The sequence below is a fragment of the Serratia sp. FGI94 genome (genome assembly GCF_000330865.1).
GTDB classification, from domain to species: Bacteria; Pseudomonadota; Gammaproteobacteria; order Enterobacterales; family Enterobacteriaceae; genus Serratia_B; species Serratia_B rubidaea.
Genome location: NC_020064.1, coordinates 2,535,894 through 2,559,932, shown reverse-complemented (window position 1 = coordinate 2,559,932; position 24,039 = coordinate 2,535,894). Strand labels below are relative to the sequence as shown.

The 24,039-nt window shown below is 58.3% G+C and carries 25 protein-coding genes; 17 read left to right on the top strand and 8 right to left on the bottom strand.

The window, feature by feature from the left end; all coding sequences use genetic code 11:
- The first annotated feature begins 70 nt into the window (after positions 1-70).
- The 3 genes from D781_RS11595 to rluB all read left to right on the top strand — a co-directional run bounded on the left by D781_RS11595 (position 71) and on the right by rluB (position 2,478).
- Positions 71-691: an L-threonylcarbamoyladenylate synthase gene (locus D781_RS11595; RefSeq protein WP_015672519.1), complete on the top strand. Its 621-nt coding sequence runs from the start codon at positions 71-73 to the stop codon at positions 689-691.
- 100 nt (positions 692-791) lie between these two features.
- Positions 792-1,151: a Rap1a/Tai family immunity protein gene (locus tag D781_RS11590; RefSeq protein ID WP_015672518.1), complete on the top strand. Its 360-nt coding sequence runs from the start codon at positions 792-794 to the stop codon at positions 1,149-1,151.
- 412 nt (positions 1,152-1,563) lie between these two features.
- Positions 1,564-2,478 (top strand): 23S rRNA pseudouridine(2605) synthase RluB, encoded by a 915-nt coding sequence (gene rluB, locus D781_RS11585; RefSeq protein WP_015672517.1) that lies wholly within the window; start codon positions 1,564-1,566, stop codon positions 2,476-2,478.
- 42 nt (positions 2,479-2,520) lie between these two features.
- Here the strand turns inward: rluB and cobO are convergent, their stop codons facing one another.
- Positions 2,521-3,111: a cob(I)yrinic acid a,c-diamide adenosyltransferase gene (gene cobO / locus D781_RS11580; RefSeq protein ID WP_015672516.1), complete on the bottom strand. Its 591-nt coding sequence runs from the start codon at positions 3,109-3,111 to the stop codon at positions 2,521-2,523.
- An 11-nt stretch (positions 3,112-3,122) separates the two neighbouring features.
- Positions 3,123-3,884 (bottom strand): YciK family oxidoreductase, encoded by a 762-nt coding sequence (locus tag D781_RS11575; RefSeq protein WP_015672515.1) that lies wholly within the window; start codon positions 3,882-3,884, stop codon positions 3,123-3,125.
- Between the two features lie 344 nt (positions 3,885-4,228).
- Between D781_RS11575 and sohB the strand changes: the two genes are divergently transcribed.
- Positions 4,229-5,275: a protease SohB gene (sohB, locus tag D781_RS11570; RefSeq protein WP_015672514.1), complete on the top strand. Its 1,047-nt coding sequence runs from the start codon at positions 4,229-4,231 to the stop codon at positions 5,273-5,275.
- A gap of 48 nt (positions 5,276-5,323) precedes the next feature.
- Here the strand turns inward: sohB and D781_RS11565 are convergent, their stop codons facing one another.
- Both D781_RS11565 and D781_RS24005 read right to left on the bottom strand, forming a co-directional pair.
- The gene (locus D781_RS11565) at positions 5,324-5,575 is read right to left on the bottom strand and encodes a YciN family protein (RefSeq protein ID WP_015672513.1); all 252 of its coding nucleotides are present in this window, start codon (positions 5,573-5,575) and stop codon (positions 5,324-5,326) included.
- Positions 5,576-5,778: 203 nt separating this feature from the next.
- Positions 5,779-6,099 carry a hypothetical protein gene (locus tag D781_RS24005; RefSeq protein ID WP_199557176.1) on the bottom strand — a complete coding sequence of 107 codons (321 nt, stop codon included), beginning with the start codon at positions 6,097-6,099 and terminating at the stop codon, positions 5,779-5,781.
- Between D781_RS24005 and topA the strand changes: the two genes are divergently transcribed.
- The 5 genes from topA (at position 6,001) to acnA (ending at position 14,461) form a co-directional block, all read left to right on the top strand.
- On the top strand, positions 6,001-8,604 hold the full coding sequence (gene topA, locus D781_RS11560) for a type I DNA topoisomerase (protein WP_015672512.1): 2,604 nt from the start codon (positions 6,001-6,003) through the stop codon (positions 8,602-8,604). The two genes, D781_RS24005 and topA, sit on opposite strands and share 99 nt — an antisense overlap.
- 360 nt (positions 8,605-8,964) lie before the next feature.
- Positions 8,965-9,939, top strand: a complete 975-nt coding sequence (gene cysB / locus D781_RS11555) for an HTH-type transcriptional regulator CysB (RefSeq protein ID WP_015672511.1) — start codon at positions 8,965-8,967, stop codon at positions 9,937-9,939.
- Between the two features lie 429 nt (positions 9,940-10,368).
- A complete protein-coding gene (locus D781_RS11550) occupies positions 10,369-11,067 on the top strand; it encodes a hypothetical protein (protein WP_015672510.1) in 699 nt (232 codons plus the stop codon).
- A gap of 2 nt (positions 11,068-11,069) precedes the next feature.
- A complete protein-coding gene (locus tag D781_RS11545) occupies positions 11,070-11,495 on the top strand; it encodes a hypothetical protein (protein WP_015672509.1) in 426 nt (141 codons plus the stop codon).
- 293 nt (positions 11,496-11,788) lie between these two features.
- Positions 11,789-14,461, top strand: a complete 2,673-nt coding sequence (gene acnA, locus D781_RS11540; RefSeq protein ID WP_015672508.1) for an aconitate hydratase AcnA — start codon at positions 11,789-11,791, stop codon at positions 14,459-14,461.
- A gap of 46 nt (positions 14,462-14,507) precedes the next feature.
- On the opposite strand, the gene ribA is transcribed toward acnA, so the two are convergent.
- Positions 14,508-15,101 (bottom strand): GTP cyclohydrolase II, encoded by a 594-nt coding sequence (ribA, locus tag D781_RS11535; RefSeq protein WP_015672507.1) that lies wholly within the window; start codon positions 15,099-15,101, stop codon positions 14,508-14,510.
- 281 nt (positions 15,102-15,382) lie between these two features.
- On the opposite strand from ribA, the gene pgpB reads away from it, so the two are divergent.
- The 3 genes from pgpB (at position 15,383) to lapB (ending at position 17,920) form a co-directional block, all read left to right on the top strand.
- A complete protein-coding gene (gene pgpB, locus D781_RS11530; protein ID WP_015672506.1) occupies positions 15,383-16,147 on the top strand; it encodes a phosphatidylglycerophosphatase B in 765 nt (254 codons plus the stop codon).
- Between the two features lie 291 nt (positions 16,148-16,438).
- Positions 16,439-16,741: a LapA family protein gene (locus D781_RS11525; protein WP_015672505.1), complete on the top strand. Its 303-nt coding sequence runs from the start codon at positions 16,439-16,441 to the stop codon at positions 16,739-16,741.
- A 6-nt stretch (positions 16,742-16,747) separates the two neighbouring features.
- Entirely contained in the window at positions 16,748-17,920 is a 1,173-nt protein-coding gene (gene lapB, locus D781_RS11520; protein ID WP_015672504.1) for a lipopolysaccharide assembly protein LapB, read from the top strand.
- A gap of 41 nt (positions 17,921-17,961) precedes the next feature.
- Here the strand turns inward: lapB and D781_RS11515 are convergent, their stop codons facing one another.
- Entirely contained in the window at positions 17,962-18,234 is a 273-nt protein-coding gene (locus D781_RS11515) for a hypothetical protein (protein WP_015672503.1), read from the bottom strand.
- Between the two features lie 272 nt (positions 18,235-18,506).
- Here D781_RS11515 and pyrF point away from each other — a divergent pair, with 272 nt between their 5' ends.
- Positions 18,507-19,235, top strand: a complete 729-nt coding sequence (gene pyrF, locus D781_RS11510) for an orotidine-5'-phosphate decarboxylase (protein ID WP_015672502.1) — start codon at positions 18,507-18,509, stop codon at positions 19,233-19,235.
- A 14-nt stretch (positions 19,236-19,249) separates the two neighbouring features.
- Entirely contained in the window at positions 19,250-19,576 is a 327-nt protein-coding gene (gene yciH / locus D781_RS11505) for a stress response translation initiation inhibitor YciH (RefSeq protein WP_015672501.1), read from the top strand.
- A 182-nt stretch (positions 19,577-19,758) separates the two neighbouring features.
- Here yciH and osmB read toward each other — a convergent pair whose 3' ends face one another.
- Positions 19,759-19,977, bottom strand: a complete 219-nt coding sequence (gene osmB / locus D781_RS11500) for an osmotically-inducible lipoprotein OsmB (protein ID WP_015672500.1) — start codon at positions 19,975-19,977, stop codon at positions 19,759-19,761.
- Between the two features lie 533 nt (positions 19,978-20,510).
- On the opposite strand from osmB, the gene araD reads away from it, so the two are divergent.
- Positions 20,511-21,206: an L-ribulose-5-phosphate 4-epimerase gene (gene araD / locus D781_RS11495; RefSeq protein WP_015672499.1), complete on the top strand. Its 696-nt coding sequence runs from the start codon at positions 20,511-20,513 to the stop codon at positions 21,204-21,206.
- Positions 21,207-21,218: 12 nt separating this feature from the next.
- Here the strand turns inward: araD and D781_RS11490 are convergent, their stop codons facing one another.
- Complete coding sequence (locus D781_RS11490) at positions 21,219-21,965, bottom strand: DNA-binding transcriptional regulator YciT (RefSeq protein WP_015672498.1); 747 nt, start codon at positions 21,963-21,965, stop codon at positions 21,219-21,221.
- Positions 21,966-22,143: 178 nt separating this feature from the next.
- Between D781_RS11490 and fsa the strand changes: the two genes are divergently transcribed.
- Complete coding sequence (gene fsa / locus D781_RS11485; protein ID WP_015672497.1) at positions 22,144-22,809, top strand: fructose-6-phosphate aldolase; 666 nt, start codon at positions 22,144-22,146, stop codon at positions 22,807-22,809.
- Between the two features lie 232 nt (positions 22,810-23,041).
- Positions 23,042-24,025 (top strand): 2-keto-3-deoxygluconate transporter, encoded by a 984-nt coding sequence (kdgT, locus tag D781_RS11480; RefSeq protein ID WP_015672496.1) that lies wholly within the window; start codon positions 23,042-23,044, stop codon positions 24,023-24,025.
- Positions 24,026-24,039 lie beyond the last annotated feature (14 nt).

Genomic DNA, 24,039 nt, shown 5'->3' with positions numbered 1-24,039 from the left:
GGTTAGCCTGACGCATCAGGCATGAGTGCGGGCGGCGGCGTCCGCGTTGCAGTACCTTTAGGAGTAACAGATGAGCCAGCTTTTTTATATTCACCCGGACAACCCGCAACCGCGTTTAATTAATCAGGCGGTTGATGTGCTGCGTAAAGGCGGGGTTATCGTCTATCCGACCGATTCCGGCTATGCGTTGGGCTGCCGACTGGAAGAGAAGTCGGCCATGGAGCGTATCTGCCGCATCCGCCAACTGGACGGGCACCATAACTTTACGCTGATGTGCCGCGATCTGTCGGAGCTGTCGACCTATGCCTATGTCGATAACACGGCATTCCGCCTGATCAAGAATAATACGCCGGGCCATTACACGTTTATCCTCAAGGCGACCAAGGAAGTACCGCGCCGCCTGATGAACGACAAGCGTAAAACCATCGGCCTGCGCGTGCCGTCCAATCCGATTGCCCTGGCGCTGCTGGAAGCGCTCAATGAGCCGATGATGTCGACCACGCTGATGCTGCCGGGCAATGATTTTGCCGAATCCGATCCGGAAGAGATTAGCGATCACCTGGGCAAGCAGGTCGATCTGGTGATCCACGGCGGCTTCCTGGGACAGCAGCCAACCACGGTGGTTGACCTGACCGAGGACGCGCCGGAAGTGGTGCGCGAAGGCGCCGGCGACCCGGCTCCGTTCCGCTGATAACTCTATAGAAATTCTGAAAATCGGCTTTCATGCCCGCAAATGTGGTGAAAACCGCTATCCTACGATCACAAAATAAGTAATGGCAGGACGCGTAACAATGATAAAACAGACTTTGCTGGTCGCTTCCTTACTGGTTTCGGCGGCGGCGAACGCCGGTTTTTATTCTGGCAGCGCGCTGCTGGCGGAAAGTGATGGCTATGTGAAGAATAAAAACGGCGTAGCCACCGTTGCCGAGGCGTTGAACGGCGGCATGTTTATGGGCTATGTCGCCGGGGTGTTCGACACCTACTCGATGCAGGGCAACCGTAATATCTGCCCGGATGCCGGCATGAGCGTCGGCACCGCGTCCGATGCGGTAATGCAATACCTGAATGACCACCCTGAACAGCTGCACTACTCGGCGCCGTCGGTGATTATGCTGGCGCTGGCCGCCGCGTATCCTTGCGAACGCCACTAAGTCACCAGGGCCGGCGCGCGCCGGCCCTGATTTTCCCCGCGATGTATTGCGACTCCCCGCCTTTTGTCACCTCAGCAGGCCGATACCATCGGTGCTGGCGGCGCTTATCGGCTTCGCCCCCAACATTTTTCCGTTCACTGCAGAACGTTTGCTGTCGCCGGCAGACTGAAAGCGACCAACAGGCCGTCAGTGTTGAACGAAAAACGAACACTCTTTTTAGAATCATTAATTCTAAAATTTGTGTAGAATGTGCGGCCACGTTGCATTGAGCGTGGCGGTTTGCGTGGCGCCGAGTTTGCCATGCTGCGCGCCAAAAATGTGCAAGATTATAGGGTTATGGCATTAATTGCCGTAACTGACTGAACGTAAAGTATACGCAGACGCCTGTGAAGGCGACGCAAGAGGTTGCTCCATGAGCGAAAAATTACAGAAAGTTTTAGCGCGCGCCGGCCACGGTTCGCGTCGTGAAATTGAAGGCATGATTGAAGCCGGGCGCGTCAGCGTCGACGGTAAAGTGGCGACGCTGGGCGATCGCGTGGAAGTAAACCCGGCGATGAAAATTCGTATCGACGGCCATGTGGTCTCGGTAAAAGAGTCTGAAGAGGCGGTGTGCCGCGTGCTAGCGTATTACAAGCCGGAAGGCGAGCTGTGCACCCGCAGCGATCCGGAAGGGCGCCCGACGGTGTTCGACCGTTTGCCGAAGCTGCGTGGTTCGCGCTGGGTGGCCGTAGGCCGTCTGGACGTCAATACCTCAGGGCTGCTGCTGTTCACCACCGACGGTGAGCTGGCCAACCGTCTGATGCACCCGAGCCGGGAAGTGGAGCGTGAGTATGCGGTGCGCGTCTTCGGCCAGATTGATGACGAAAAGGTAAAACAGCTGAGCCGCGGCGTACAGCTGGAAGATGGCCCGGCGGCGTTCCGCACCATCAAATTCCAGGGCGGGGAAGGGTTGAACCAGTGGTACAACGTGACGTTGACCGAAGGGCGCAACCGCGAAGTGCGTCGTCTGTGGGAAGCGGTTGGCGTACAGGTCAGCCGTTTGATCCGCGTGCGTTATGGCGATATCGACCTGCCGAAAGGCCTGCCGCGCGGCGGCTGGACCGAACTGGACCTGCCGTCGATCAACTACCTGCGCGAGCTGGTGGAACTGAAGCCGGAAACGGTCAGCAAGCTGCCGGTCGAGCGTGAGCGCCGCCGCGTGAAGGCGAACCAGATCCGCCGTGCGGTGAAGCGCCACAGCCAGGTGTCCCCGGGGCGTCGCGGCAACGGCGGCGGCAGCAAGCCGGGCGCCAAATCCGCCGCCAAACCGGCGCGTAAACGCAGCTGATCCGCTGTCCGCGTAGCCGCCGATTGACGGCTACGCGGATGATTACCAGTCGATGCCCTGTTGGGCCTTAATGCCGGCGTCAAACGCATGTTTGACCGGGCGCATCTCCGTCACCGTATCCGCCAGCTCCAGCAAATCGCGATGGCAGCCGCGGCCGGTCACGATCACCGTCTGATGGGCAGGACGCTGCGCCAGCGCCGTCATCACCTCTTCCAGCTCCAGATAGCCGTACGCGACCATATAGGTCAGCTCATCCAGCAGCACCACGTCCAGCGACGCATCGGCCAGCATACGTTTACCGTGCTGCCAGACCGCCTGACAGGCCGCCGTATCACTCTCTTTGTTTTGCGTCTCCCAGGTAAAGCCGGTGGCCATCACCTGAAATTCCACGCCGTGCTGCTGCAGCAGGTTCTTTTCACCGTTGGGCCATTCGCCCTTGATAAATTGGATCACGCCGGCCTGCATGCCGTGGCCCACGGCGCGGGTGACCGTGCCGAAGGCCGCGGTGGTCTTCCCTTTACCGTTGCCGGTGAAGACCAGCAGTAAACCCCGGCTCTCCTGCGCGGCGGCAATACGCGCGTCGACCTGCTCTTTTAACCGCTGTTGACGTTGCTGGTGACGATCTTCAGCCATGAGGCATGCTCCTATTCGGCGGCGCCGGGTTTACGGTTGGGCTGGGCGTCAAAGCTCATACCGGTTTTCCGACGGCTGTCATCGCCCATCAGATACAGGTACAGCGGCATAATATCCGCCGGCGTTTTCAACTTGTTCTTGTCTTCATGCGGGAAGGCGGAGGCGCGCATACTGGTGCGCGTTCCGCCCGGATTGATGCAGTTTACCCGCAGATGGCGACTTTTATACTCTTCCGCCAGCACCTGCATCATGCCCTCGGTGGCGAACTTGGAGACCGCATAGGCGCCCCAGCTGGCGCGGCCCATGCGGCCGACGCTGGAGGTGGTGAAGATCAGCGAGCCGGCCGGGGACTTCAACAGCAGCGGCAGCAGTGCCTGGGTCAGCATAAAGGTGGCATTAACGTTCACCTGCATGACGTCATGCCACATTGCCATATCGATCTCGGCCATCGGCACGATGTCGCCCAGCAGGCCGGCGTTGTGCAATACGCCGTCCAGCCGCGGCAGTTTATCCGCCAGATCGGCGGCGACTTGGCGGCACTGCTCCTGCGTGGCGTGCAGCAGATCCAGCGTAACGGTCAGCGCCGGCACGCCGCCCTGCGCGGCGATTTCGTCGCGGACCGCCAGCAGTTTGCTTTCGGTGCGGCCCAGCAGCACCAGCTGGGCGCCAAAGCGTGCGTAGGTGAGCGCGGCTTCACGGCCGATGCCGTCGCCTGCACCGGTGACCAGAATGATGCGTTGATCCAGCAGATCGTGTTTAGGGTTGTAGTGCACAATAATTCCTCGCGCCGTGACGGGCAATTTCCACCGTTTCGGGGAAATGCAGTGGGTGTGGGAGGCCGGCGGCGGGCGTGTCGACCCGGCCCCGCAGCGAATGCGACGATCACATTGATAAATAATGCGTGTTATATGCCTGAAACGGATCGCATTTTCAATGACAAGCCGGGCGAAACGGCATTCTTTTGTAACAAAAACGGAACAATCCCAGCGCGGCGGCGCTCGTTGTCCCCGTTTGTGCGCAGCGTATTCCAGGAATGGTGATTTGCCGCGACAGCCGGGGGGACAGTTGGCTAGAATGATCGACAGACGACTAACAACCTGTTATCAAGGCGGAATCTGTGGAGTTTATATCTGTTTACGGCCTGTTTTTGGCCAAGGTCGCAACGGTGGTCATCGCTATTGGCGCGCTGGCGCTGCTGGCGGTGAGCCTGGGGCAGCGCAAGAGTCAGCAAAAAGGGGAGCTGCGGCTGACCGATCTCGGCGAACAGTATCGCGATATGCAGCGCGATATGCGTCTGGCGCGCATGGATGCGGCAGAGCAAAAAATCTGGAACAAGCAGTTTAAAAAGCAGACCAAGGCCGACGATAAGCTCAAAAAGCAGCGGGCGAAGGCGGGGGCGGTGGAAGCCGGCAAGCCGTGCCTCTACGTGCTGGATTTCAAGGGCAGCATGGATGCGCATGAGGTCTCCTCGCTGCGCGAAGAGGTCTCTGCGGTGCTGGCGGTGGCGACGGCGCAGGACGAAGTGCTGCTGCGTCTGGAAAGCCCCGGCGGCGTGGTGCATGGCTACGGCCTGGCCGCTTCGCAGCTGGAGCGCCTGCGCAACGGCGGCATCCGCCTGACGGTAGCGGTGGATAAGGTCGCCGCCAGCGGCGGTTATATGATGGCCTGCGTGGCGGATCGCATTGTGGCGGCGCCGTTCGCCATTATCGGTTCCATCGGCGTGGTGGCGCAGATCCCCAACTTCCATCGCCTGCTGAAAAAGAACAACGTGGACGTCGAACTGCACACCGCCGGCCAGTTCAAGCGTACGCTGACGCTGTTTGGCGAAAACACCGACGAAGGGCGCGAGAAGTTCCGCGAGGAACTGAATGAAACCCATCTGCTGTTCAAACAGTTCGTCCATCAGCAGCGTCCCTCGCTGGATATCGACAGCGTGGCGACCGGTGAACACTGGCTGGGCACGCAGGCGCGGGAGAAGGGCCTGGTTGACGCGGTAGGCACCAGCGACGACCTGCTGATTGCCGAAATGGAAACCCATGAGGTGATCGGGGTGCGCTATACCCGCCATAAACGGCTGATCGATCGCTTTACCGGCAGCGCGGCGGAAAGCGCCGATCGTCTGCTACTGCGCTGGTGGCAGCGCGGGGAAAAACCGCTGCTGTAAACAGAACGCTGACGCGGGGGCTTTGGCCCCCGCTTTTTTATCAGCAATTCAGTCGATCAGGTGGTATTTTTCCGAAAGTCGGTGGGCGAGATGTTTAAACATATTAAATACCGCCGTGGTTTTTGCCGTAGGCAAACCGTCCGGATCTAAAAAGTATTCGCCGCGAAATATCAGCACACCGTTTTTTTGTTCGACATCGGTGGCGACCATACCGTGAAGATAATCTTCATGCTGGCGAATGATGTTATTTGCTTCTTCGAGTAACGCTTTACGGTTAATCGGTAAAGTCGTGTTGTTCATTTATTGCACTCCGGATAACTTTACTGCGCATATACTAGCGCCGCTTTCCATTTATCCGCAAATAAACTAAGGTTTAGTTGCCGTCTGGACGGCTGGCAGGCTGTGGAAGTTGGCGAAAAAGCGTTTTCCGTGCTAATTAGGTTGCGTGGCGCTTTTTATCAGGTACAGTGTGGGATTTTGCGGCCTCGGGTGGAAATTTTTGTTTACGCCAACGGCACGCCATAGACGGCCATACCTCTGGAGCTTGGCTGAAAGGCGGGGGCGATCAGCAACTTGCGGTCAGGTTGAGCAGTTAAACAGCCAACGGCAAAAAACAGGTTGATCTCCGGCCAGACTGCCGCAATATAAAAAAGAGATGTGAATTGCCGCGGCACGGCGAGATAAAAGACTTCTTTTCGGAAGAAATAAATTAGGTAAAGGTAAATATGGGTAAAGCTCTTGTAATAGTTGAGTCCCCGGCAAAAGCCAAAACTATTAATAAATATTTGGGTAATGACTACGTGGTGAAGTCCAGCGTCGGTCATATCCGTGATTTGCCGACCAGTGGCTCAGCCAGCAAAAAGAGCGCGGACTCAAGCGAAGATAAAACCAAAGCCAAGAAAAAAGTTAAAAAAGATGCAACGACGGCGCTGGTCAACCGTATGGGCGTCGACCCTTACCACGGCTGGAAAGCGCAGTATGAAATACTGCCAGGTAAAGAAAAAGTTGTCGCAGAGTTAAAATCGTTAGCGGAAAACGCCGACCATATTTATCTCGCAACCGACTTGGACCGCGAAGGGGAAGCCATTGCCTGGCACCTGCGGGAAGTGATCGGCGGCGACGACCAGCGTTTTAGCCGCGTGGTGTTTAACGAAATCACCAAAAACGCCATCCAGCAGGCGTTCAGCGAGCCGGGCGAACTGAATATCGACCGGGTTAACGCCCAGCAGGCGCGCCGCTTTATGGATCGCGTCGTGGGCTATATGGTATCACCGCTGCTGTGGAAGAAAATTGCCCGCGGCCTGTCCGCCGGCCGCGTACAGTCGGTGGCCGTCCGTCTGGTGGTGGAGCGCGAGCGCGATATTAAAGCCTTCGTGCCGGAAGAGTACTGGGAACTGCGCGCCGACCTGCTGGCGCAGGGTGAAACCGCGCTGCAGATGGAAGTAACCCATGCGCACGGCAAACCGTTCAAGCCGGTCAACCGCGAGCAGACCCACGCGGCGGTGGCGCTGCTGGAGAAAGCGCGCTACACGGTGCAGGATCGTGAAGACAAGCCGACCAGCAGCAAGCCGGGCGCGCCGTTTATCACCTCCACGCTGCAACAGGCGGCCAGCACGCGTCTGGGCTTCGGCGTGAAGAAAACCATGATGATGGCGCAGCGTCTGTATGAAGCGGGCCACATTACCTATATGCGTACCGACTCTACCAACCTGAGCCAGGATGCGCTCAATATGGTGCGTGGCTATATCGGCGACAGCTTTGGCGAGAAATACCTGCCGAAAGCGCCGAATCAGTACAGCAGCAAAGAAAATTCTCAGGAAGCGCACGAGGCGATTCGTCCTTCGGACGTGAATGTGGTGGCCGAACAGCTGAAAGATATGGAAGCGGATGCGCAGAAACTGTATCAGCTGATCTGGCGCCAGTTTGTCGCCTGCCAGATGACGCCGGCGAAGTACGATTCCACCACGCTGACGGTGAAAGCCGGCGACTACCAGCTGCGCGCCAAGGGCCGCACCCTGCGTTTCGACGGCTGGACCAAAGTGATGCCGGCGCTGCGTAAGGGTGATGAAGATCGCACCCTGCCGTTTGTAGAAATCGGCAGCGATTTGGATCTGCAGCAACTGCTGCCGAGCCAGCACTTTACCAAGCCGCCGGCGCGTTACAGCGAAGCATCGCTGGTTAAAGAGTTGGAAAAACGCGGCATCGGCCGTCCTTCCACCTATGCGTCGATCATCTCCACCATTCAGGACCGCGGCTACGTGCGGGTGGAAAACCGCCGTTTCTACGCGGAAAAAATGGGTGAGATCGTGACCGACCGGCTGGAAGAGAACTTCCGCGAGCTGATGAACTACGATTTTACCGCCCGTATGGAAGATGGCCTCGACCAGGTGGCGAATAACCACGCGGAGTGGAAAGCGGTACTGGACGAATTCTTTGCCGAGTTCAGCGAACAGCTGGAGACGGCGGAAAAAGATCCTGAAGAGGGCGGCATGCGCCCGAACCAGATGGTGCTGACCAGCATCGCCTGTCCGACCTGTGGCCGCCAGATGGGCATCCGCACCGCCAGCACCGGGGTATTCCTCGGCTGTTCCGGCTATGCGCTGCCGCCGAAAGAGCGTTGCAAAACCACCATCAACCTGGTGCCGGAAGCGGAAGTGCTGAACGTACTGGAAGGCGATGATGCGGAAACCAACGCGCTGCGCGCGCGCCGCCGCTGCCAGAAGTGCGGCACCGCGATGGACAGCTACCTGATCGATAACCAGCGCAAACTGCACGTGTGCGGCAACAACCCGGCCTGCGACGGTTATGAGATTGAAGAGGGCGAATTCCGCCTGAAAGGCTATGACGGTCCGGTGGTGGAGTGTGAGAAGTGCGGTTCCGAGATGCACCTGAAGATGGGGCGCTTCGGCAAGTACATGGGCTGCACCAACGAAAACTGCAAGAACACGCGTAAAATCCTGCGCAGCGGCGAAGTTGCGCCGCCGAAGGAAGATCCGGTGCCGTTGCCGGAGCTGCCGTGCGCCAAGTCAGACGCCTATTTCGTGCTGCGTGACGGCGCGGCCGGCGTGTTCCTGGCGGCCAATACTTTCCCTAAATCGCGCGAAACCCGTGCGCCGCTGGTGGAAGAGCTGCAGCGCTTTAAGGACCGTCTGCCGGAGAAACTGCGTTACCTGGCCGATGCGCCGGTCGCCGATCCGGAAGGCAACAAAACCCTGGTGCGCTTTAGCCGCAAGACCAAGCAGCAGTACGTCTCTTCGGAGAAAGAGGGCAAGGCCACCGGCTGGACCGCGTTCTTCGTGGACGGCAAATGGGTTGAAACCAAAAAGTAACCGTTGCTGACGGCAGCAATCTTAAAAAACCAGCTCATGCGGCTGGTTTTTTTATGTCCGCCGGTGGGGGAAGACGCCCATTCCGGCGCGGCATAATCACTGTGACGTGGCGCTGCGCATTGATAGTAATGCGAAATAATCGTTATCATAGTGTGACGTGGATCTATACTTGAAGCTGTAGCGTGATATAGTGGTTATATAAAAATATGTATTTATGATTAAAGCTTATTAACAACGGCGTTTTCTGCAGCATCTGGGTGAACACTGTGTTATGGCTCTCTACCTTTTCAGCATACCGGGAAACACCGATATACCTGAATGCGGCCTGGCCGCAGTGTTTAACCTAGGATGGTATAAGATATGAAATTGCAGCAGCTTCGTTACATTGTGGAAGTGGTGAATCACAACCTGAATGTGTCATCGACAGCGGAAGGACTCTATACCTCTCAGCCCGGCATCAGCAAACAGGTGCGCATGCTGGAGGACGAACTGGGGATCCAGATCTTCGCCCGCAGCGGCAAACACCTGACGCAGGTGACGCCGGCGGGTCAGGAGATTATCCGCATCGCGCGCGAGGTGCTGTCCAAGGTTGAGGCGATTAAAGCGGTAGCCGGTGAGCATACCTATCCGGATAAAGGTTCGCTGTACGTCGCTACGACTCATACGCAGGCGCGCTATGCGCTGCCTAACGTCATCAAAGGCTTTATCGAACGCTACCCGCGCGTCTCGCTGCATATGCACCAGGGCTCGCCGACGCAGATTGCTGAAGCGGTATCCAAAGGCACCGCCGACTTTGCCATCGCCACCGAGGCGCTGCACCTGTACGACGACCTGATTATGCTGCCGTGCTACCACTGGAACCGCGCGGTGGTTGTGAAGCCCGATCACCCGTTAGCCGGCAAGAGCCACATCACCATTGAAGAGCTGGCCGAATACCCGATCGTGACCTACACCTTTGGGTTTACCGGCCGTTCGGAGCTGGACACCGCCTTTAACCGCGCCGGACTGACGCCGCGCATCGTGTTCACCGCCACCGATGCCGACGTCATCAAAACCTACGTGCGTCTGGGGCTGGGGGTTGGGGTGATCGCCAGCATGGCGGTCGATCCGGTGCAGGATCCGGATCTGGTGACCGTCGATGCCCGCGATGTGTTCACCTACAGCACCACCAAAATCGGCTTCCGCCGCAGCACCTTCCTGCGCAGCTATATGTACGATTTTATCCAGCGCTTTGCGCCGCACCTGACGCGCGACGTGGTGGATACCGCGGTGGCGCTGCGTTCGAATGAAGAGATCGAGGCAATGTTCAAGGACATCAAGCTGCCGGTGAAATAGGGCGTAAAATTAACGACTTATAGCAGGATCAATACTCCGGTGTTCGCTCGCCTGTTTTGATCCTGTTGATTGAAACAGGCGGTAAAGCCAGGCTTACCGGGAGGGAACATTTATCCCTCCCGTTTTCATATTTCCTCAGAGCGCAGCGCCAAGGCGATATTGATTCACGTTACACGCTAACCCCCCCCCCTTCTAAAGTGTCCTCGACTATCATCTATAGAACTGAGTTATGGTCTGATAGCTTTTTACTGACATGGGAGTGGGTCACGCATTCAAAAGTGCCATCGTGGCGATTCACTGTAAATTTACTCTAGACCTAGGTCACATCTTTTTTTGTTTATACCCTTAAAATACTCTGCAGATTTTCCAGTATGTAGGCACTAATAATTGATATAAAAAGCAATATGTTAACCTGAAAGGATATAGGTTATGAGTACAAGACGGGATATACAGGATGGGGCGAAATTTGAACGGCTGACAAGCGGGCTTGTTTACACAGAGGTCTTGGGGTGGCTTGATATGGGGCACGCTCGCGGTGAGGATATCATTACCCTGAAACGCCAGTTCTTGACAGGTGAGAATAGCGGAAAAGATTTTTATACCGTGATGTACCGCCAAGATATGCGCGTTGCCAGATTTGGGAGCCGGTTTGGCGTCGGGAAATTTTCACGGTGGCGGATCAAGCGAGGACGTAACAGCAGTGATATTAATCGTATTATGCTGGCGATGATGTTAAACACATCGCTTTTTTTTGAGGCTTTACAAAGCCGACGTGTTTTTTCGTGGTATACAGACAGCGGTTATAGTGGTGAAGATCTCGTTTCTAACCTGTTTGGCTTTTATCGTTATATGATTCCTGGCCGATATGACTATCGAGTCAGGCCTGTGAGTTATGCTGCGGCTGTGTGTCGATGGGATTACTACGGTGCCATTGGTACCTACAAAAATAGTGGTTTTCGGCCGATACTTTTTCCCGACCCAAGAGATCCTTGTGTTAGACATCTACCGTATAAGGTGAATCTTCCACACTTTATGACTTGGATGCGTCCGTGGGATGACTTCACGTCCGGGATTGTCAAAGTTCTTGCAGATAATGGAACAACATTTGAGTTCAAAGGAGCAAGGTAACGGTGAGTACGTTGTTGAAGTGGGGCAGTTTGACGCTGATTAGCGTGCTTCTCCTTGGCGGCGTGTTTATCTACGTCGTTGCAACCGGCATTAATGACGTGACTAAATACACGGAAAGCGATTTTTTCAACTACCGCATCCTGACGGATAAAGAGATCGCGCAAGCGCCACGTATTTCACCAGACTACGTTTTTGTTTCGCAGCCCGGGGATGGGCATGCGCCATCAAATGCCATTATTTTCCAACGTGTCGCTGATGTCGAGCCGCTCAGGGCTTATCTGCAAGGTTTGGGTTACCATCGGGATAAGCGGCGCCTTGGCGCTAATGAAGTTTGGTTACAGCAGGAACGGGATGGCGGCGCGATTTTTTATCTCTCTTTTGATCGAGGTACCGGTGAAGCGGTATTGACCAAAGTGCAGAACGACTAATTCCTGCCGAATCCCTGCGTCACTATTTGCTCGCCGTTGACTCGGTATTTTCCTGTTTCTTATCGTGCGCGGCGTCCACAATCCTTGCCGTTCATGCGGTTATTTATTGCTTGTTACCTGACGAGTTTTTCCCTAACCCTTTGACTTAATTAGCGCATATCGGCGCACCATCGCTTTTGCCTATCGCTGTGATCAAAACGTGTTGTTATCAAAACGTTACATCCTGTTTGTGTTATCTTTAAACAAGACCTCAGTAATTACCCTGTTTTTGACATAAGAAAAATGGAGGAGCTATGTCGTCGAATCTGAAAGATACAAGTATGGATAAGCTGGTTGCGCGCAATAGCGAGTATCACTATTACAGCCTGCCGCGGGCGGCCAAACAGCTCGGGGAGATCGACCGGCTGCCGAAGTCCATGAAAGTACTGTTGGAAAACCTGTTGCGCCATATCGACGGCGATACGGTGCAGGTTGAGGATTTACAAGCGATTGTCGACTGGCAGCGCGCAGGGCACGCCGAGCGTGAAATCGCCTACCGACCGGCGCGCGTGCTGATGCAGGACTTTACCGGCGTGCCGGCGGTGGTCGATCTGGCGGCGATGCGTGAGGCGGTGCAGCGGCTGGGCGGCGATGTCGACCAGGTCAACCCGCTGTCGCCGGTGGATCTGGTGATTGACCACTCGGTAACCGTCGATGAGTTTGGCGACCAGCAGGCGTTCGGCGATAACGTGCGTATTGAAATGCAGCGCAACCACGAACGCTATACCTTCCTGCGCTGGGGACAGCAAGCCTTTAACCGCTTCCGCGTGGTGCCGCCGGGCACCGGGATCTGTCACCAGGTCAACCTTGAATATCTGGGCCAGACGATCTGGCATGAGGAGCGGGACGGCAAACGCATCGCCTATCCGGATACGCTGGTGGGCACCGACTCCCACACCACCATGATTAACGGCCTGGGCATCCTCGGCTGGGGCGTCGGCGGCATCGAAGCGGAAGCGGCGATGCTGGGGCAGCCGGTATCAATGCTGATCCCGGACGTGGTGGGCTTTAAACTGACCGGCAAGCTCAGCGAAGGCATTACCGCCACCGACCTGGTGTTAACCGTCACGCAGATGCTGCGTAAGCACGGCGTGGTCGGCAAGTTCGTTGAATTTTACGGTGACGGCCTGGCGCAACTGCCGCTGGCGGATCGCGCCACCATCGCCAACATGTCGCCGGAATATGGCGCCACCTGCGGCTTCTTCCCGGTGGATGAGGTGACGCTCGGCTACCTGAAGCTGAGCGGCCGCAGCGACGAGCAGATTGAACTGGTGGAAAACTACGCCAAAGCGCAGGGCATGTGGCGCCACCCCGGCGATGAGCCGGTGTTCACCAGCTCGCTGGCGCTGGATATGTCGACGGTGGAAACCAGCCTGGCCGGGCCGAAACGGCCGCAGGACCGGGTGGCGCTGTCGGCGGTGCCGCAGGCTTTTCAGGCCTCGACCGAGCTGGAAATCGGCGGGCAGCCGAACAAGGCGGACGCCGTGTCCTTTACGCTGAACGGCGAAACGCACCCGCTCAGCAATGGTGCGGTGGTGATTGCCGCCATCACTTCGTGCACCAATACCTCTAACCCCAGCGTCATGATGGCCGCCGGCCTGCTGGCGAAAAATGCGGTGGAGAAAGGCCTGCAGGTCAAGCCGTGGGTGAAAACCTCGCTGGCGCCGGGTTCCAAGGTGGTGACCGATTATTTCGCCAGTGCCGGGCTGATGCCTTATCTGGAGGAGCTGGGCTTTAACCTGGTGGGCTACGGCTGCACCACCTGCATCGGTAACTCCGGCCCGCTGCCGGAGCCGATCGAGCAGGCGATCAAGAGCGGCGACCTGACCGTCGGCGCGGTGCTGTCCGGCAACCGTAACTTTGAAGGCCGCATCCATCCGCTGGTGAAAACCAACTGGCTGGCGTCGCCACCGCTGGTGGTCGCCTATGCGCTGGCCGGTAATATGCAGCTGGATCTGGCCAAAGATGCGTTGGGAGAAGGGCGTGACGGCCGGCCGGTGTACCTGAAGGATATCTGGCCGAGCAATACCGATATCGCCAAGGCGGTGGAAGAGGTGCGCACCGAGATGTTCCGCAAGGAATACAGTGAAGTGTTTAACGGTGACGACGACTGGCGGGCGATCGAGGTGACGGCCTCGGCGACCTATGACTGGCAGGAAGACTCCACCTATATCCGCCATCCGCCGTTCTTCAGCACCATGCAGGAAAAACCCGAGCCGGTGCAGGATATCAACAATGCGCGCCTGCTGGCGATCCTGGCGGATTCGGTCACCACTGACCATATCTCGCCGGCGGGCAACATCAAGCATGACAGCCCGGCGGGGCGCTACCTCAGCGAGCACGGGGTGGCGGACAGCGACTTCAACTCCTACGGTTCACGCCGTGGTAACCATGAGGTGATGATGCGCGGCACCTTCGCCAACATCCGCATCCGCAACGAAATGGTGCCGGGGGTGGAAGGCGGCTATACGCGGCATATTCCGTCGCAGGAAGAGATGGCGATTTATGACGCCGCGATGCGTTATCAGCAGGAGCAGGTGCCGCTGGCGGTGGTTGCCGGTAAAGAGTACGGCTCTGGCTCCAGCCGCGACTGGGCGGCGAAAGGGCCGCGCCTGCTGGGGGTACGCGTGGTGATCGCCGAATCGTTCGAACGGATCCACCGCTCGAACCTGATCGGCATGGGGATTTTACCGCTGGAGTTCCCGCAGGGCGTGACGCGTAAAACGCTGGCGCTGAGCGGGGATGAAAGCATCAGCGTCGGCGGCCTGCAGAGTCTGCAGCCGGGGCAGACGGTGCCGCTGCATATCACCTATGCTGACGGCCGCGAAGAAGTGGTGGATACCCGCTGCCGCATCGATACGCAAACCGAGCTGACCTACTACCAGAACGACGGCATCCTGCACTACGTCATCAGGAAAATGCTGTAATAAAAAAGGGCGCCTGCGGGCGCCCTGATAGTTTATTGGCTGCGGATTACTTCTGGTCCAGCAGATGGCCCATCTTGGCCGCCTTGGTCGCCAGGTAACGCTCGTTTTTCGGGTTGCGGCCGACGATCAGCGGCACCCGCTCAACGATATTGATCCCGGCTTCGCTCAGAATCTCCACCTTTTTCGGGTTATTGGTCAGCAGGCGCACCGCATCTACGCCCAGCAGTTTAAACATGTCCGCACACAGGGTGAAGTCACGCTCGTCCGCCGCGAAGCCCAGCTGGTGGTTGGCTTCTACAGTGTCGGCGCCCTTGTCCTGCAGCGCATAGGCGCGGATTTTGTTCAGCAGGCCAATGTTGCGGCCTTCCTGGCGGTGATACATCAGGATCCCGCGGCCTTCTTCGGCAATATGCTCCAGCGCGGCTTCCAGCTGGAAACCGCAGTCGCAGCGTAGGCTGAACAGGGCGTCGCCGGTCAGACATTCCGAATGTACGCGCGCCAGCACCGGCGTGTCGCCGCTGATGTCGCCGAAAACCAACGCCAGATGATCGTGCCCGGTGGCGAGTTCTTCAAAACCCACCATCAGGAAATCGCCCCAAGGTGTCGGCAGTTTAGCCTCTGCCACCCGTTTAAGCTGCATGTTACTCTCCAACACTTTCGATTCAATCGCTGCAACGCATGGTACGTCCGACTTAAACGCCTGACCAGCATTAAACGCGTCGCTGCAGATTCCAATGGCTTATTATCGACTATTCTGCCATAACTTCTTGCCCAGCGGTGCTCAGCAAACCAGCATCCGGCGTCGTGCGCCGACTATTAATGCAATCGGGGCGCCCCAGGCTTGGCGCCGGCGTCGTTTGCCATGTTCTTGAGATTACAAGATTGTTACACTGCGCTCTGAACCATAACCGGGATGATAAAATGTTTGATATTGCAAAACGCACCGCCGGCGGAACCCTGTTGCTGTTATTCATTCCGTTAGCCGTTTGGCTGACCGGCTGGCAGTGGCAGCCCGGCGGCGATAACGCGCTGCTGAAAGTGATGTTCTGGATGACGGAAACGGTCACCGCGCCGTGGGGCGTGCTGACCAGCGTGCTGCTGTCGGCCTGGTTTTTGTGGTGCCTGCGCTTTCGCCTGAAGCCGGCGATCGGGCTGCTGGTGCTGTTGCTGGCGTCGATCCTGGTGGGCCAGGGGGTCAAATCGCTGATTAAAGAGCAGGTGCAGGAGCCGCGGCCGTTCGTGCTGTGGCTGGAGCGGCAGCACAATATCAGCGAAGAGCATTTTTACTCGCTGAAGCGTAAACAGCGCGCGGCGCTGGTGAAGGAACAGCTGCAGGATCAGCCGCTGGTGCCGGCGTGGCTGCGCAAGCACTGGCAGTTTGAAACCGGTTTTGCTTTCCCTTCCGGCCATACCACCTTCGCCGCCACCTGGGCCTTGCTGGGCGTCGGCCTGCTGTGGCCGCGTCGGCATTATAAAACCGTGGCGGTGCTGATGGTCTGGGCGGCCGGCGTGATGGCCAGCCGTCTGCTGCTGGGCATGCACTGGCCGCGTGATTTGGCGGTGGCAACCTTAATCAGCGCCTTGCTGGTAGCGATTGCCTGCTGGCTGGCGCAGCGCTGGTTCGGGCCGCTTGCGCCGCCGCCGGAAGAGCAGCGGGAGATCGCCCATCGCAGCCACCGGGAGTAGGCTGCCGTTGTCACAGTGTCACGTTGGCGGCGCCGCCCGTCGCCAACGCCATCCCGCGCCTCCGCCTTGTATTTGGCGCATTCGCCCCCATTTCATTACTAATTCATTATTTTGAGACAGGTTCTCATCTGCGAGTTCAATAATGCCATTATTGCCGAATATACCAGCGTCTTTATGTATTTATCGCACGCCAGGGTTTCCCTGCTGCGGCGGGAAATGCTAACTTAATGTATTACGGACGCCACACTTGGGCATAATTCATCCGATAAACTCGGCATCGCGGGAAAGAATGTGAAATATTTACTTATTTTTTTGCTGGTTCTGGTGATCTTCGTTATTTCCGTAACGCTCGGCGCGCAGAACGATCAGGTTGTGACGTTTAATTATCTGGTGGCGCAGGGCGATTACCGGGTATCCACACTTCTGGCGACGCTGTTCGGCATCGGTTTCGTACTTGGCTGGATTATTTGCGGTCTGTTTTACCTGCGTACGCGCCTTGCCCTGAGCCGCGCCGAGCGGAAAGTGAAAAGGCTGGAGTCGCAGCTGGAAACGCCGGCTGAACCGGTGACTCAGCCCGTTGTCAGCAAGGAATAATCTTCTATGTTAGAGCTGCTGTTTCTGTTGCTGCCCGTGGCTGCCGCCTATGGCTGGTACATGGGGCGCAGAAGTGCTCAGCAGGATAAACAGCAGGAAGCCAACCGCCTGTCGCGTGAGTATGTGGCCGGGGTCAACTTCCTGCTTTCCAACCAGCAGGACAAAGCGGTCGATCTGTTCCTCGATATGCTGAAAGAGGACAGCAACACCGTGGAGGCCCACCTGACGTTGGGTAACCTGTTCCGTTCCCGCGGTGAAGTCGACCGCGCAATTCGTATTCACCAGGCGCTGATGGAAAGCTCGTCGCTCACCTTTGAGCAGCGCCTGCTGGCAGTGCAGCAGCTGGGGCGCGACTATATGGCCGCCGGGCTGTATGACCGCGCCGAAGATATGTTCAGCCAGCTCACCGATGAGCAGGACTTTCGCCTGGCGGCGCTGCAGCAGCTGCTGGTGATTCATCAGGCAACCAGCGACTGGCAGAAGGCCATCGAAGTGGCCGAGCGTCTGGTCAAGCTGGGTAAAGACAAACAGCGCGGTGAAATCGCGCATTTCTATTGTGAACTGGCGCTGCAGGCGATGGGCAGCGACGATCTCGACAAGGCGATGTCGCTACTTAAGCGCGCCGCCTCGGCGGACAAACAGTGCGCGCGCGTATCGATCATGGTTGGCCGTATTTATATGGCGCAGGCCGAGTACGCCAAGGCGGTGGAGTCGTTCAAGCGGGTGCTGGATCAGGATAAGGATCTGGTGAGCGAAACCTTGCCGATGCTGCAGGAGTGCTATCAGCATCTGCCGCAGCAGGAGGCCGCCTGGGCCGAGTTCCTCAAGCGCTGCGTAGAGGAAAACTGCGGCGCCACGGCGGAGCTGATGCTGGCCGAGGTGATCGAACAGCACGAAGGGCGCGATGTGGTGCAGGTGTATATCAACCGTCAGTTGCAGCGTCACCCGACCATGCTGGTGTTCTACCGCCTGATGGACTATCACCTGGCCGATGCGGAAGACGGCCGTGCGAAGGAGAGCCTGCTGCTGCTGCGCGATATGGTCGGCGAACAGATCCGCACCAAGCCGCGCTACCGCTGCCATAAGTGCGGCTTTACCGCGCATTCGCTCTATTGGCACTGTCCGTCATGCCGCTCCTGGGCATCGGTGAAGCCGATCCGCGGGCTGGATGGTCAATAAAAAACGGGGCAAATATTTCGCCCCGTTTTTGTCAGGTTCGCCTATTTCTTCTTGCCGTTTTTCCCGTTGACCTTCAGCAGCTGACGCAGCTTTCTCAACTCTTTCTGGCTTAGCGGCGCCTCCACCACTTCTGTGGTTTCCGGGCTGTCGATCTCAACCGCCTTGCTCTGCCCGGCGGCCGGTGCGGCGAAGCTGTCCGCCAGACGTCGGCAGACTTCCGCGCTCAGCGAGCATTCGCCGGTCATCGCCGCCGCTCTGACTTTTTCTTTCAGTTCAAGAGGGATTTTTATCGTTAGGGTAGATAGCTCGCTCATGTGACAGCCTTGTATGGGATAGGGAGGCTTCACGCTAATCCAGCCCGGTGACGCCGTCTAGTGCGTCACAAAAATTTAATATTGGCGCGGTAAGGCAAAGCGGCGGCAGAGCAAAAAAGTATGGCCCAGATGCCCAGACATCGTGCAGTTGACGCCTTGCGGCTGGGATTTCCGGCGGTCGGCATGTAGAATGCGGCGTGCCGTTTTTGCTGGTTCGCCCCGCGGAGTGCTCAGGGGGCAGGTTGATGTCCATTTTACAAAGGGTAAAAGCAATGAGTTCTGAAAGTAACGTTAATAACAATGGGTTAAAATCATCTCCAATCGTTGTTGCGCTGGATTATGCCGATAAGAACGCCGCGTTAGCCTTTGTCGACCGCATCGACCCGCAAGACTGCCGCCTGAAAGTGGGCAAAGAGATGTTTACCCTGTTTGGCCCGCAGCTGGTGCGCGATTTGCACCAGCGCGGCTTTGACGTGTTCCTCGATTTAAAATTCCACGATATTCCCAACACCACGGCGCATGCGGTGGCGGCGGCGGCGGAGCTGGGCGTATGGATGGTTAACGTCCACGCCAGCGGCGGCGCGCGCATGATGAACGCGGCAAAAGAGGCGCTGCTGCCGTATGGCAATCAGGCGCCGCTGCTGATTGCCGTCACGGTGCTCACCAGCATGGAGGCGGAAGACCTGCGTGCCATCGGCATCGACATCAGCCCGGCGGAGCAGGCGGAACGTCTGGCGCGCCTGACGCGCGACTGCGGCCTGGACGGCGTGGTGTGCTCCGCACAGGAAGCACAGCGGCTGAAGGCCGCCTGCGGCAGCCAATTCCAGCTGGTCACGCCGGGCATTCGCCCGCAGGGCAGCGCGACCGGCGATCAGCGCCGCGTGATGACGCCGGTTGAGGCGCAGGCCGCCGGCGTCGACTATATGGTGATCGGCCGCCCGATTACCCAATCTGCCGATCCGGCTGCCACGCTGGCCGCTATCCGCGCGTCACTGCGCTAATTCGGAGGCTGAGGATGAAAGACAGCAACAGCCGGCTGGTGTACTCCACCGACGGCGGCCGGGTGAAGGAAGAAGAGGCTAAACCGCAGCGTCCGCGCGGCGACGGCATCGTACGTATTCAGCGCCAGACCAGCGGCCGTAAGGGCAAGGGCGTGTGTCTGATATCCGGCCTCGATCTGGACGACGGTGCGCTGGATAAACTGGCGGCGGAGCTGAAGAAGAAGTGCGGCTGCGGCGGTTCGGTCAAAGACGGCGTCATCGAGATTCAGGGTGACAAGCGTGATTTGCTCAAACAGCTGCTGGAAGCCAAAGGTATGAAGGCCAAACTGGCGGGCGGTTAAGCGTTTTAATAGCCATGCCGCGTGATGCAGTGCGGCATGGCCGATCGTATGTTTGGGCGGTGAACCCGGTGACTGCAGGAAAAGCCACAGACAAATAAAGCGACCTGAAATTATTTTTTTCGTTATCTATAACCTTGCCGCTTTTGCCGGTTTACCGGCAGCGGTCTTTGCCATCCGTCGGGTTATTTCCCAACCTGATGACCGATGATCCCACCTACTGCCGCACCGCCCAGCGTGCCTAACGCGCTGCCGTCGGTCAGTACTGCGCCGCCGACTGCGCCGGCGCCAGCGCCGATCGCGGTGTTACGGTCACGTTTGGACATGTTGGAGCAGGCGCTCAGCGAAAATGCCAGCGTAATCGCCAGAGCGGCGGTAGCAAAACGTTTATTAATGATCATCATAATGACTTCTCCTTAGCATGGGCTATATGGAAGTGCCTTAAGTAAGTATATACCCGTTATACTTCAAGTCACGGGGGGTGGCTGCGCTCAGTCACCCGAATCACTGACTCGTGTAAGCTCATCGGGACTCCTTCCCTTGCCGCCTACCCGTAACTCGAATTATTTAGGCTATACCCTGTCACTTTCCTGCCGCTTTTTTGTTGCCGCAGAAAGGGACCGGGCACAGGCGTAAACCCTACATCAAGCCCGCTATTCACGCCCATACAGTAGCAAATAAACCGCCGGCGCCAGGCCTGCGGATAAAACTACGGCAAACTGCGCCGCAGCATTTAAGTATAAATAGTTACATTTCCATTTGCAGGTAAATATTCTGAAATCATTGCGAATGATCCGGTTTTAGCCGGTCGCCGCTGCGCGAGCGCACGCTTTGCCTGCGTCAGCAGAAAGCTGCCTGTCTTTAGCCAATTTGCCCATACCCGTTGCCGCCGACGCCTTCGACAATAGCGGCAAAGCCGGTGAATTGAGGAAAGACGATGCTTAACGCGTTAAAACAGCAGGTTCTGGAGGCGAATCTGGCGCTGCCGCGCCACCGCCTGGTGACGTTTACCTGGGGCAACGTCAGCGGCGTGGATCGTCAGGCGGGGCTGATGGTGATTAAACCGTCCGGCGTCGAATATGAGGTGCTGTCGCTGGAAGATATGGTGGTGGTGGAGCTGGAGAGCGGCAAGGTGGTGGAGGGCGGCAAGAAACCGTCATCCGATACCGAAACCCACCGCGCGCTGTACCTGAATTTTGACGGCGTCGGCGGCGTGGTGCATACCCATTCCCGCCATGCCACCATCTGGGCGCAGGCCGGTCTGGATCTGCCCGCCTGGGGCACCACGCATGCCGATTACTTCTACGGCGAGATTCCCTGCACCCGTAAAATGCACGACGCCGAGATTGCCGGGCGTTATGAGTGGGAAACCGGCCAGGTGATCGTGGAAACCTTCCGCCAGCGTCAGCTGGACGCCGCCGCGCTGCCGGCGGTGCTGGTGCATTCGCACGGCCCCTTTGTCTGGGGGACGGACGCCGCCAATGCGCTGCATAACGCCGTGGTGCTGGAGGAGATCGCCTATATGGGCATCTTCTCGCGTCAGCTGTCGCCCGGGCTGCCGCCGATGCAGCAGACCCTGCTGGATAAGCACTACCTGCGCAAACACGGCAAGCATGCCTACTACGGCCAGTAAGCGCGCCGGGCGCTATTCGCCCACCATATCGAGCTGTAGGCCCTGACGCTGCAGTAACTGCTGATAGTCCGGCGGCAGCCGCGTGTCGGTGATCACCCGGCTGATTTGCTGCGGCGTCGCCAGCGGGTTGGGCTGTATCTGGCCGAATTTAGAGGCGTCGGTCAGCACGATATTTTCCACCCCCTTCGCCAGCACCGCATTGACCACGTCGGCGCGCATCATGTCGCGGCCGGTAAAGCCGGTATCGGCGTGATAGCCGTCGATGCCGATAAACGCCTTGCTGAAATGCACCTGCTGAATGCACAGCCGCGTCAGCGGGCCGACCACGGTTTCGCTCTGCTTCTGATACATGCCGCCGAGGACAATCACCTCACAGTCGCTCTCTTTCAGCAGATGGGCGATGTAATGGCTGACGGTAATCAGCGTGATCTGCCGGCGTTCCGCCAGGTAGCGGGCCAGCAGGGCGTTGGCGCTGCCGCTTTCGATAAAGATGGTTTCGCCGTCGTTGACCAGCGACGCGGCATAGCGCGCCAGCTGCTGCTTCAGCGTGAAGTTGGACATCATGCGGGCGTCGACGTCATCGCTTTCCAGCGCTACGGCGGCGCCGTGGATGCGCTTGAGGTAGCTGCGTTTTTCCAACAGATTCAGATCCTGCCGGATGGTGACTTCCGAAACGCCCGATGCGCGCGCCAGTTCGCTGACGCTGATGCGGCGTCGCTCGTTGACCCATTGCAAAATGCTCTGTTGTCTTGCGTTCATAGGCTCCTGATGGGGCGGAGTGCGCCTGTTTTCAACGAGATAGTCGATGCGGCAGATAATAACACGCCGCGCCGGCGCGGCAATGCGCTAAAGCCCTGCGCATCGTCAGCGGCGGGCTTTTGGTTTAGCATAGGGCCAACGGTGTTTGAATCAGCAGATAACGATGCAGGAGTCCGACATGGAAATTTACCTCGATAGCGCGGATGTCACGGCGGTAAAACGTCTGGCGCGGGTGTTGCCGTTACAGGGCGTCACCACTAACCCGAGCATAGTCGCCAAAGAGGGCAAGCCGCTCTGGGAAGTGCTGCCGGCGCTGCGCGATGCGTTGGGCGGTACCGGTAAGCTGTTTGCCCAGGTGATGGCGAACGACGCGGAGCGGATGGTGGCGGAAGCGGTGCTGCTGAACCAGCGCGTGCCGGGGCTGATAGTGAAGATCCCGGCGACGGGCGAAGGGCTGGCGGCGATGAAAAAGCTGCAGTCGATGTCGATCCCGACGCTGGGTACGGCGGTATACGGCGCCACGCAGGGGCTGCTGGCGGCGCTGTCCGGCGCCGAGTATGTTGCGCCCTACGTCAATCGCGTCGATGCGCAGGGCGGTGATGCGCTGGCTATGGTGCGGGAACTGCAGCAGCTGCTGACGCTGCATGCGCCGCAGGCCAAGGTGCTGGCCGCCAGCTTTAAAACGCCGCGTCAGGTGCTGGCATGCATGCTGGCAGGCTGCCGCGCGGTCACCTTGCCGGTTGAGGTGGCTGAACAGCTGATCGCCACGCCGGCGGTGGATGCCGCGCTGGCGACGTTTGAGCAGGACTGGCAGGCGGCGTTCGGCACAACGCTACTGAGCTGAGCACGGCGGCGTTTCACCATCAGGCGGCAGAAGCCGCCTTTTTTGTGCGCTGCGTTTTATTTTGGAATGACAGACCCTTAAAAATAAAACAACGTTTTAATTTTATGCATGCGATCACTTTTATTCACGTTGTGAACCGTTAGCGTGGATGCTCCAATCGTTTTACCGCGGCCCGGGAAGGCGGCAGTCGACGATGCGTTGCTATAACCAGTTGATCCAGACGGAGTGAGTGATGCAGATAAAACGTGCGATAGACAAGATCCCGGGCGGCATGATGTTGGTGCCGCTGTTCATCGGTGCGGCGTGCCACACCTTTGCGCCGGGGGCAGGAAAATATTTCGGTTCTTTTACCAATGGGTTGATGTCCGGCACGGTGCCGATCCTGGCGGTATGGTTCTTCTGTATGGGGGCGGCGATCAAACTGAGCGCCACCGGCACCGTCCTGCGTAAATCCGGCACGCTGGTGGTGACTAAGATTGCCGTGGCCTGGGTGGTGGCGGCGCTGGCGTCGCGTCTGCTGCCGGAGCATGGGGTGGAAGCCGGTTTCTTCGCCGGGCTGTCGACCCTGGCGCTGGTGGCGGCGATGGATATGACCAACGGCGGCCTGTATGCCTCGATCATGCAGCAGTACGGCAGCAAGGAGGAGGCCGGGGCGTTTGTGCTGATGTCGCTGGAGTCCGGGCCGCTGATGACCATGATTATTCTCGGCACCGCCGGCGTCGCCTCGTTCGAGCCTCAGGTGTTTATCGGCGCGGTGCTGCCGTTCCTGGTGGGCTTTGTGCTGGGCAACCTCGACCCGGAACTGCGAGATTTTTTCGGCAAGGCGGTGCAGACGCTGATCCCGTTTTTCGCCTTTGCGCTGGGCAACACCATCGATCTGAGCGTCATTGCCCAGACCGGCCTGCTGGGGGTTCTGCTGGGCGTTGCGGTGATCGTGGTTACCGGCATTCCGCTGATCGTCGCCGACCGGCTGATCGGCGGCGGTGACGGCACCGCCGGCGTGGCGGCCTCCAGTTCGGCCGGCGCCGCCGTGGCGACCCCGGTGTTGATTGCCGAAATGGTGCCGCAGTTCAAACCGGCGGCGCCGGCGGCGACCGCGCTGGTGGCGACCTCGGTGATTGTCACTTCGATTCTGGTGCCGATCGTGACCGCCGTCTGGTCGCGGCGGGTGAAGGCCAGGGCGGCGATGCGGGAACAGATCTCGCTGGTGAAGTGAGCGCCCGGCGTCCG

What these genes read in the sequence shown, in the direction of transcription:
- D781_RS11490 (WP_015672498.1), bottom strand. Translation starts at nt 21,965, where the DNA reads ATGAACGCAAGACAACAGAGCATTTTGCAATGGGTCAACGAGCGACGC.
- osmB (WP_015672500.1), bottom strand. Translation starts at nt 19,977, where the DNA reads ATGATGATCATTAATAAACGTTTTGCTACCGCCGCTCTGGCGATTACG.
- cobO (WP_015672516.1), bottom strand. Translation starts at nt 3,111, where the DNA reads ATGGCTGAAGATCGTCACCAGCAACGTCAACAGCGGTTAAAAGAGCAG.
- D781_RS11590 (WP_015672518.1), top strand. Translation starts at nt 792, where the DNA reads ATGATAAAACAGACTTTGCTGGTCGCTTCCTTACTGGTTTCGGCGGCG.
- topA (WP_015672512.1), top strand. Translation starts at nt 6,001, where the DNA reads ATGGGTAAAGCTCTTGTAATAGTTGAGTCCCCGGCAAAAGCCAAAACT.
- D781_RS11565 (WP_015672513.1), bottom strand. Translation starts at nt 5,575, where the DNA reads ATGAACAACACGACTTTACCGATTAACCGTAAAGCGTTACTCGAAGAA.
- acnA (WP_015672508.1), top strand. Translation starts at nt 11,789, where the DNA reads ATGTCGTCGAATCTGAAAGATACAAGTATGGATAAGCTGGTTGCGCGC.
- rluB (WP_015672517.1), top strand. Translation starts at nt 1,564, where the DNA reads ATGAGCGAAAAATTACAGAAAGTTTTAGCGCGCGCCGGCCACGGTTCG.
- lapB (WP_015672504.1), top strand. Translation starts at nt 16,748, where the DNA reads ATGTTAGAGCTGCTGTTTCTGTTGCTGCCCGTGGCTGCCGCCTATGGC.
- pgpB (WP_015672506.1), top strand. Translation starts at nt 15,383, where the DNA reads ATGTTTGATATTGCAAAACGCACCGCCGGCGGAACCCTGTTGCTGTTA.
- yciH (WP_015672501.1), top strand. Translation starts at nt 19,250, where the DNA reads ATGAAAGACAGCAACAGCCGGCTGGTGTACTCCACCGACGGCGGCCGG.
- fsa (WP_015672497.1), top strand. Translation starts at nt 22,144, where the DNA reads ATGGAAATTTACCTCGATAGCGCGGATGTCACGGCGGTAAAACGTCTG.
- araD (WP_015672499.1), top strand. Translation starts at nt 20,511, where the DNA reads ATGCTTAACGCGTTAAAACAGCAGGTTCTGGAGGCGAATCTGGCGCTG.
- kdgT (WP_015672496.1), top strand. Translation starts at nt 23,042, where the DNA reads ATGCAGATAAAACGTGCGATAGACAAGATCCCGGGCGGCATGATGTTG.
- cysB (WP_015672511.1), top strand. Translation starts at nt 8,965, where the DNA reads ATGAAATTGCAGCAGCTTCGTTACATTGTGGAAGTGGTGAATCACAAC.
- D781_RS24005 (WP_199557176.1), bottom strand. Translation starts at nt 6,099, where the DNA reads ATGACCGACGCTGGACTTCACCACGTAGTCATTACCCAAATATTTATT.
- ribA (WP_015672507.1), bottom strand. Translation starts at nt 15,101, where the DNA reads ATGCAGCTTAAACGGGTGGCAGAGGCTAAACTGCCGACACCTTGGGGC.
- D781_RS11550 (WP_015672510.1), top strand. Translation starts at nt 10,369, where the DNA reads ATGAGTACAAGACGGGATATACAGGATGGGGCGAAATTTGAACGGCTG.
- pyrF (WP_015672502.1), top strand. Translation starts at nt 18,507, where the DNA reads ATGAGTTCTGAAAGTAACGTTAATAACAATGGGTTAAAATCATCTCCA.
- D781_RS11595 (WP_015672519.1), top strand. Translation starts at nt 71, where the DNA reads ATGAGCCAGCTTTTTTATATTCACCCGGACAACCCGCAACCGCGTTTA.
- D781_RS11515 (WP_015672503.1), bottom strand. Translation starts at nt 18,234, where the DNA reads ATGAGCGAGCTATCTACCCTAACGATAAAAATCCCTCTTGAACTGAAA.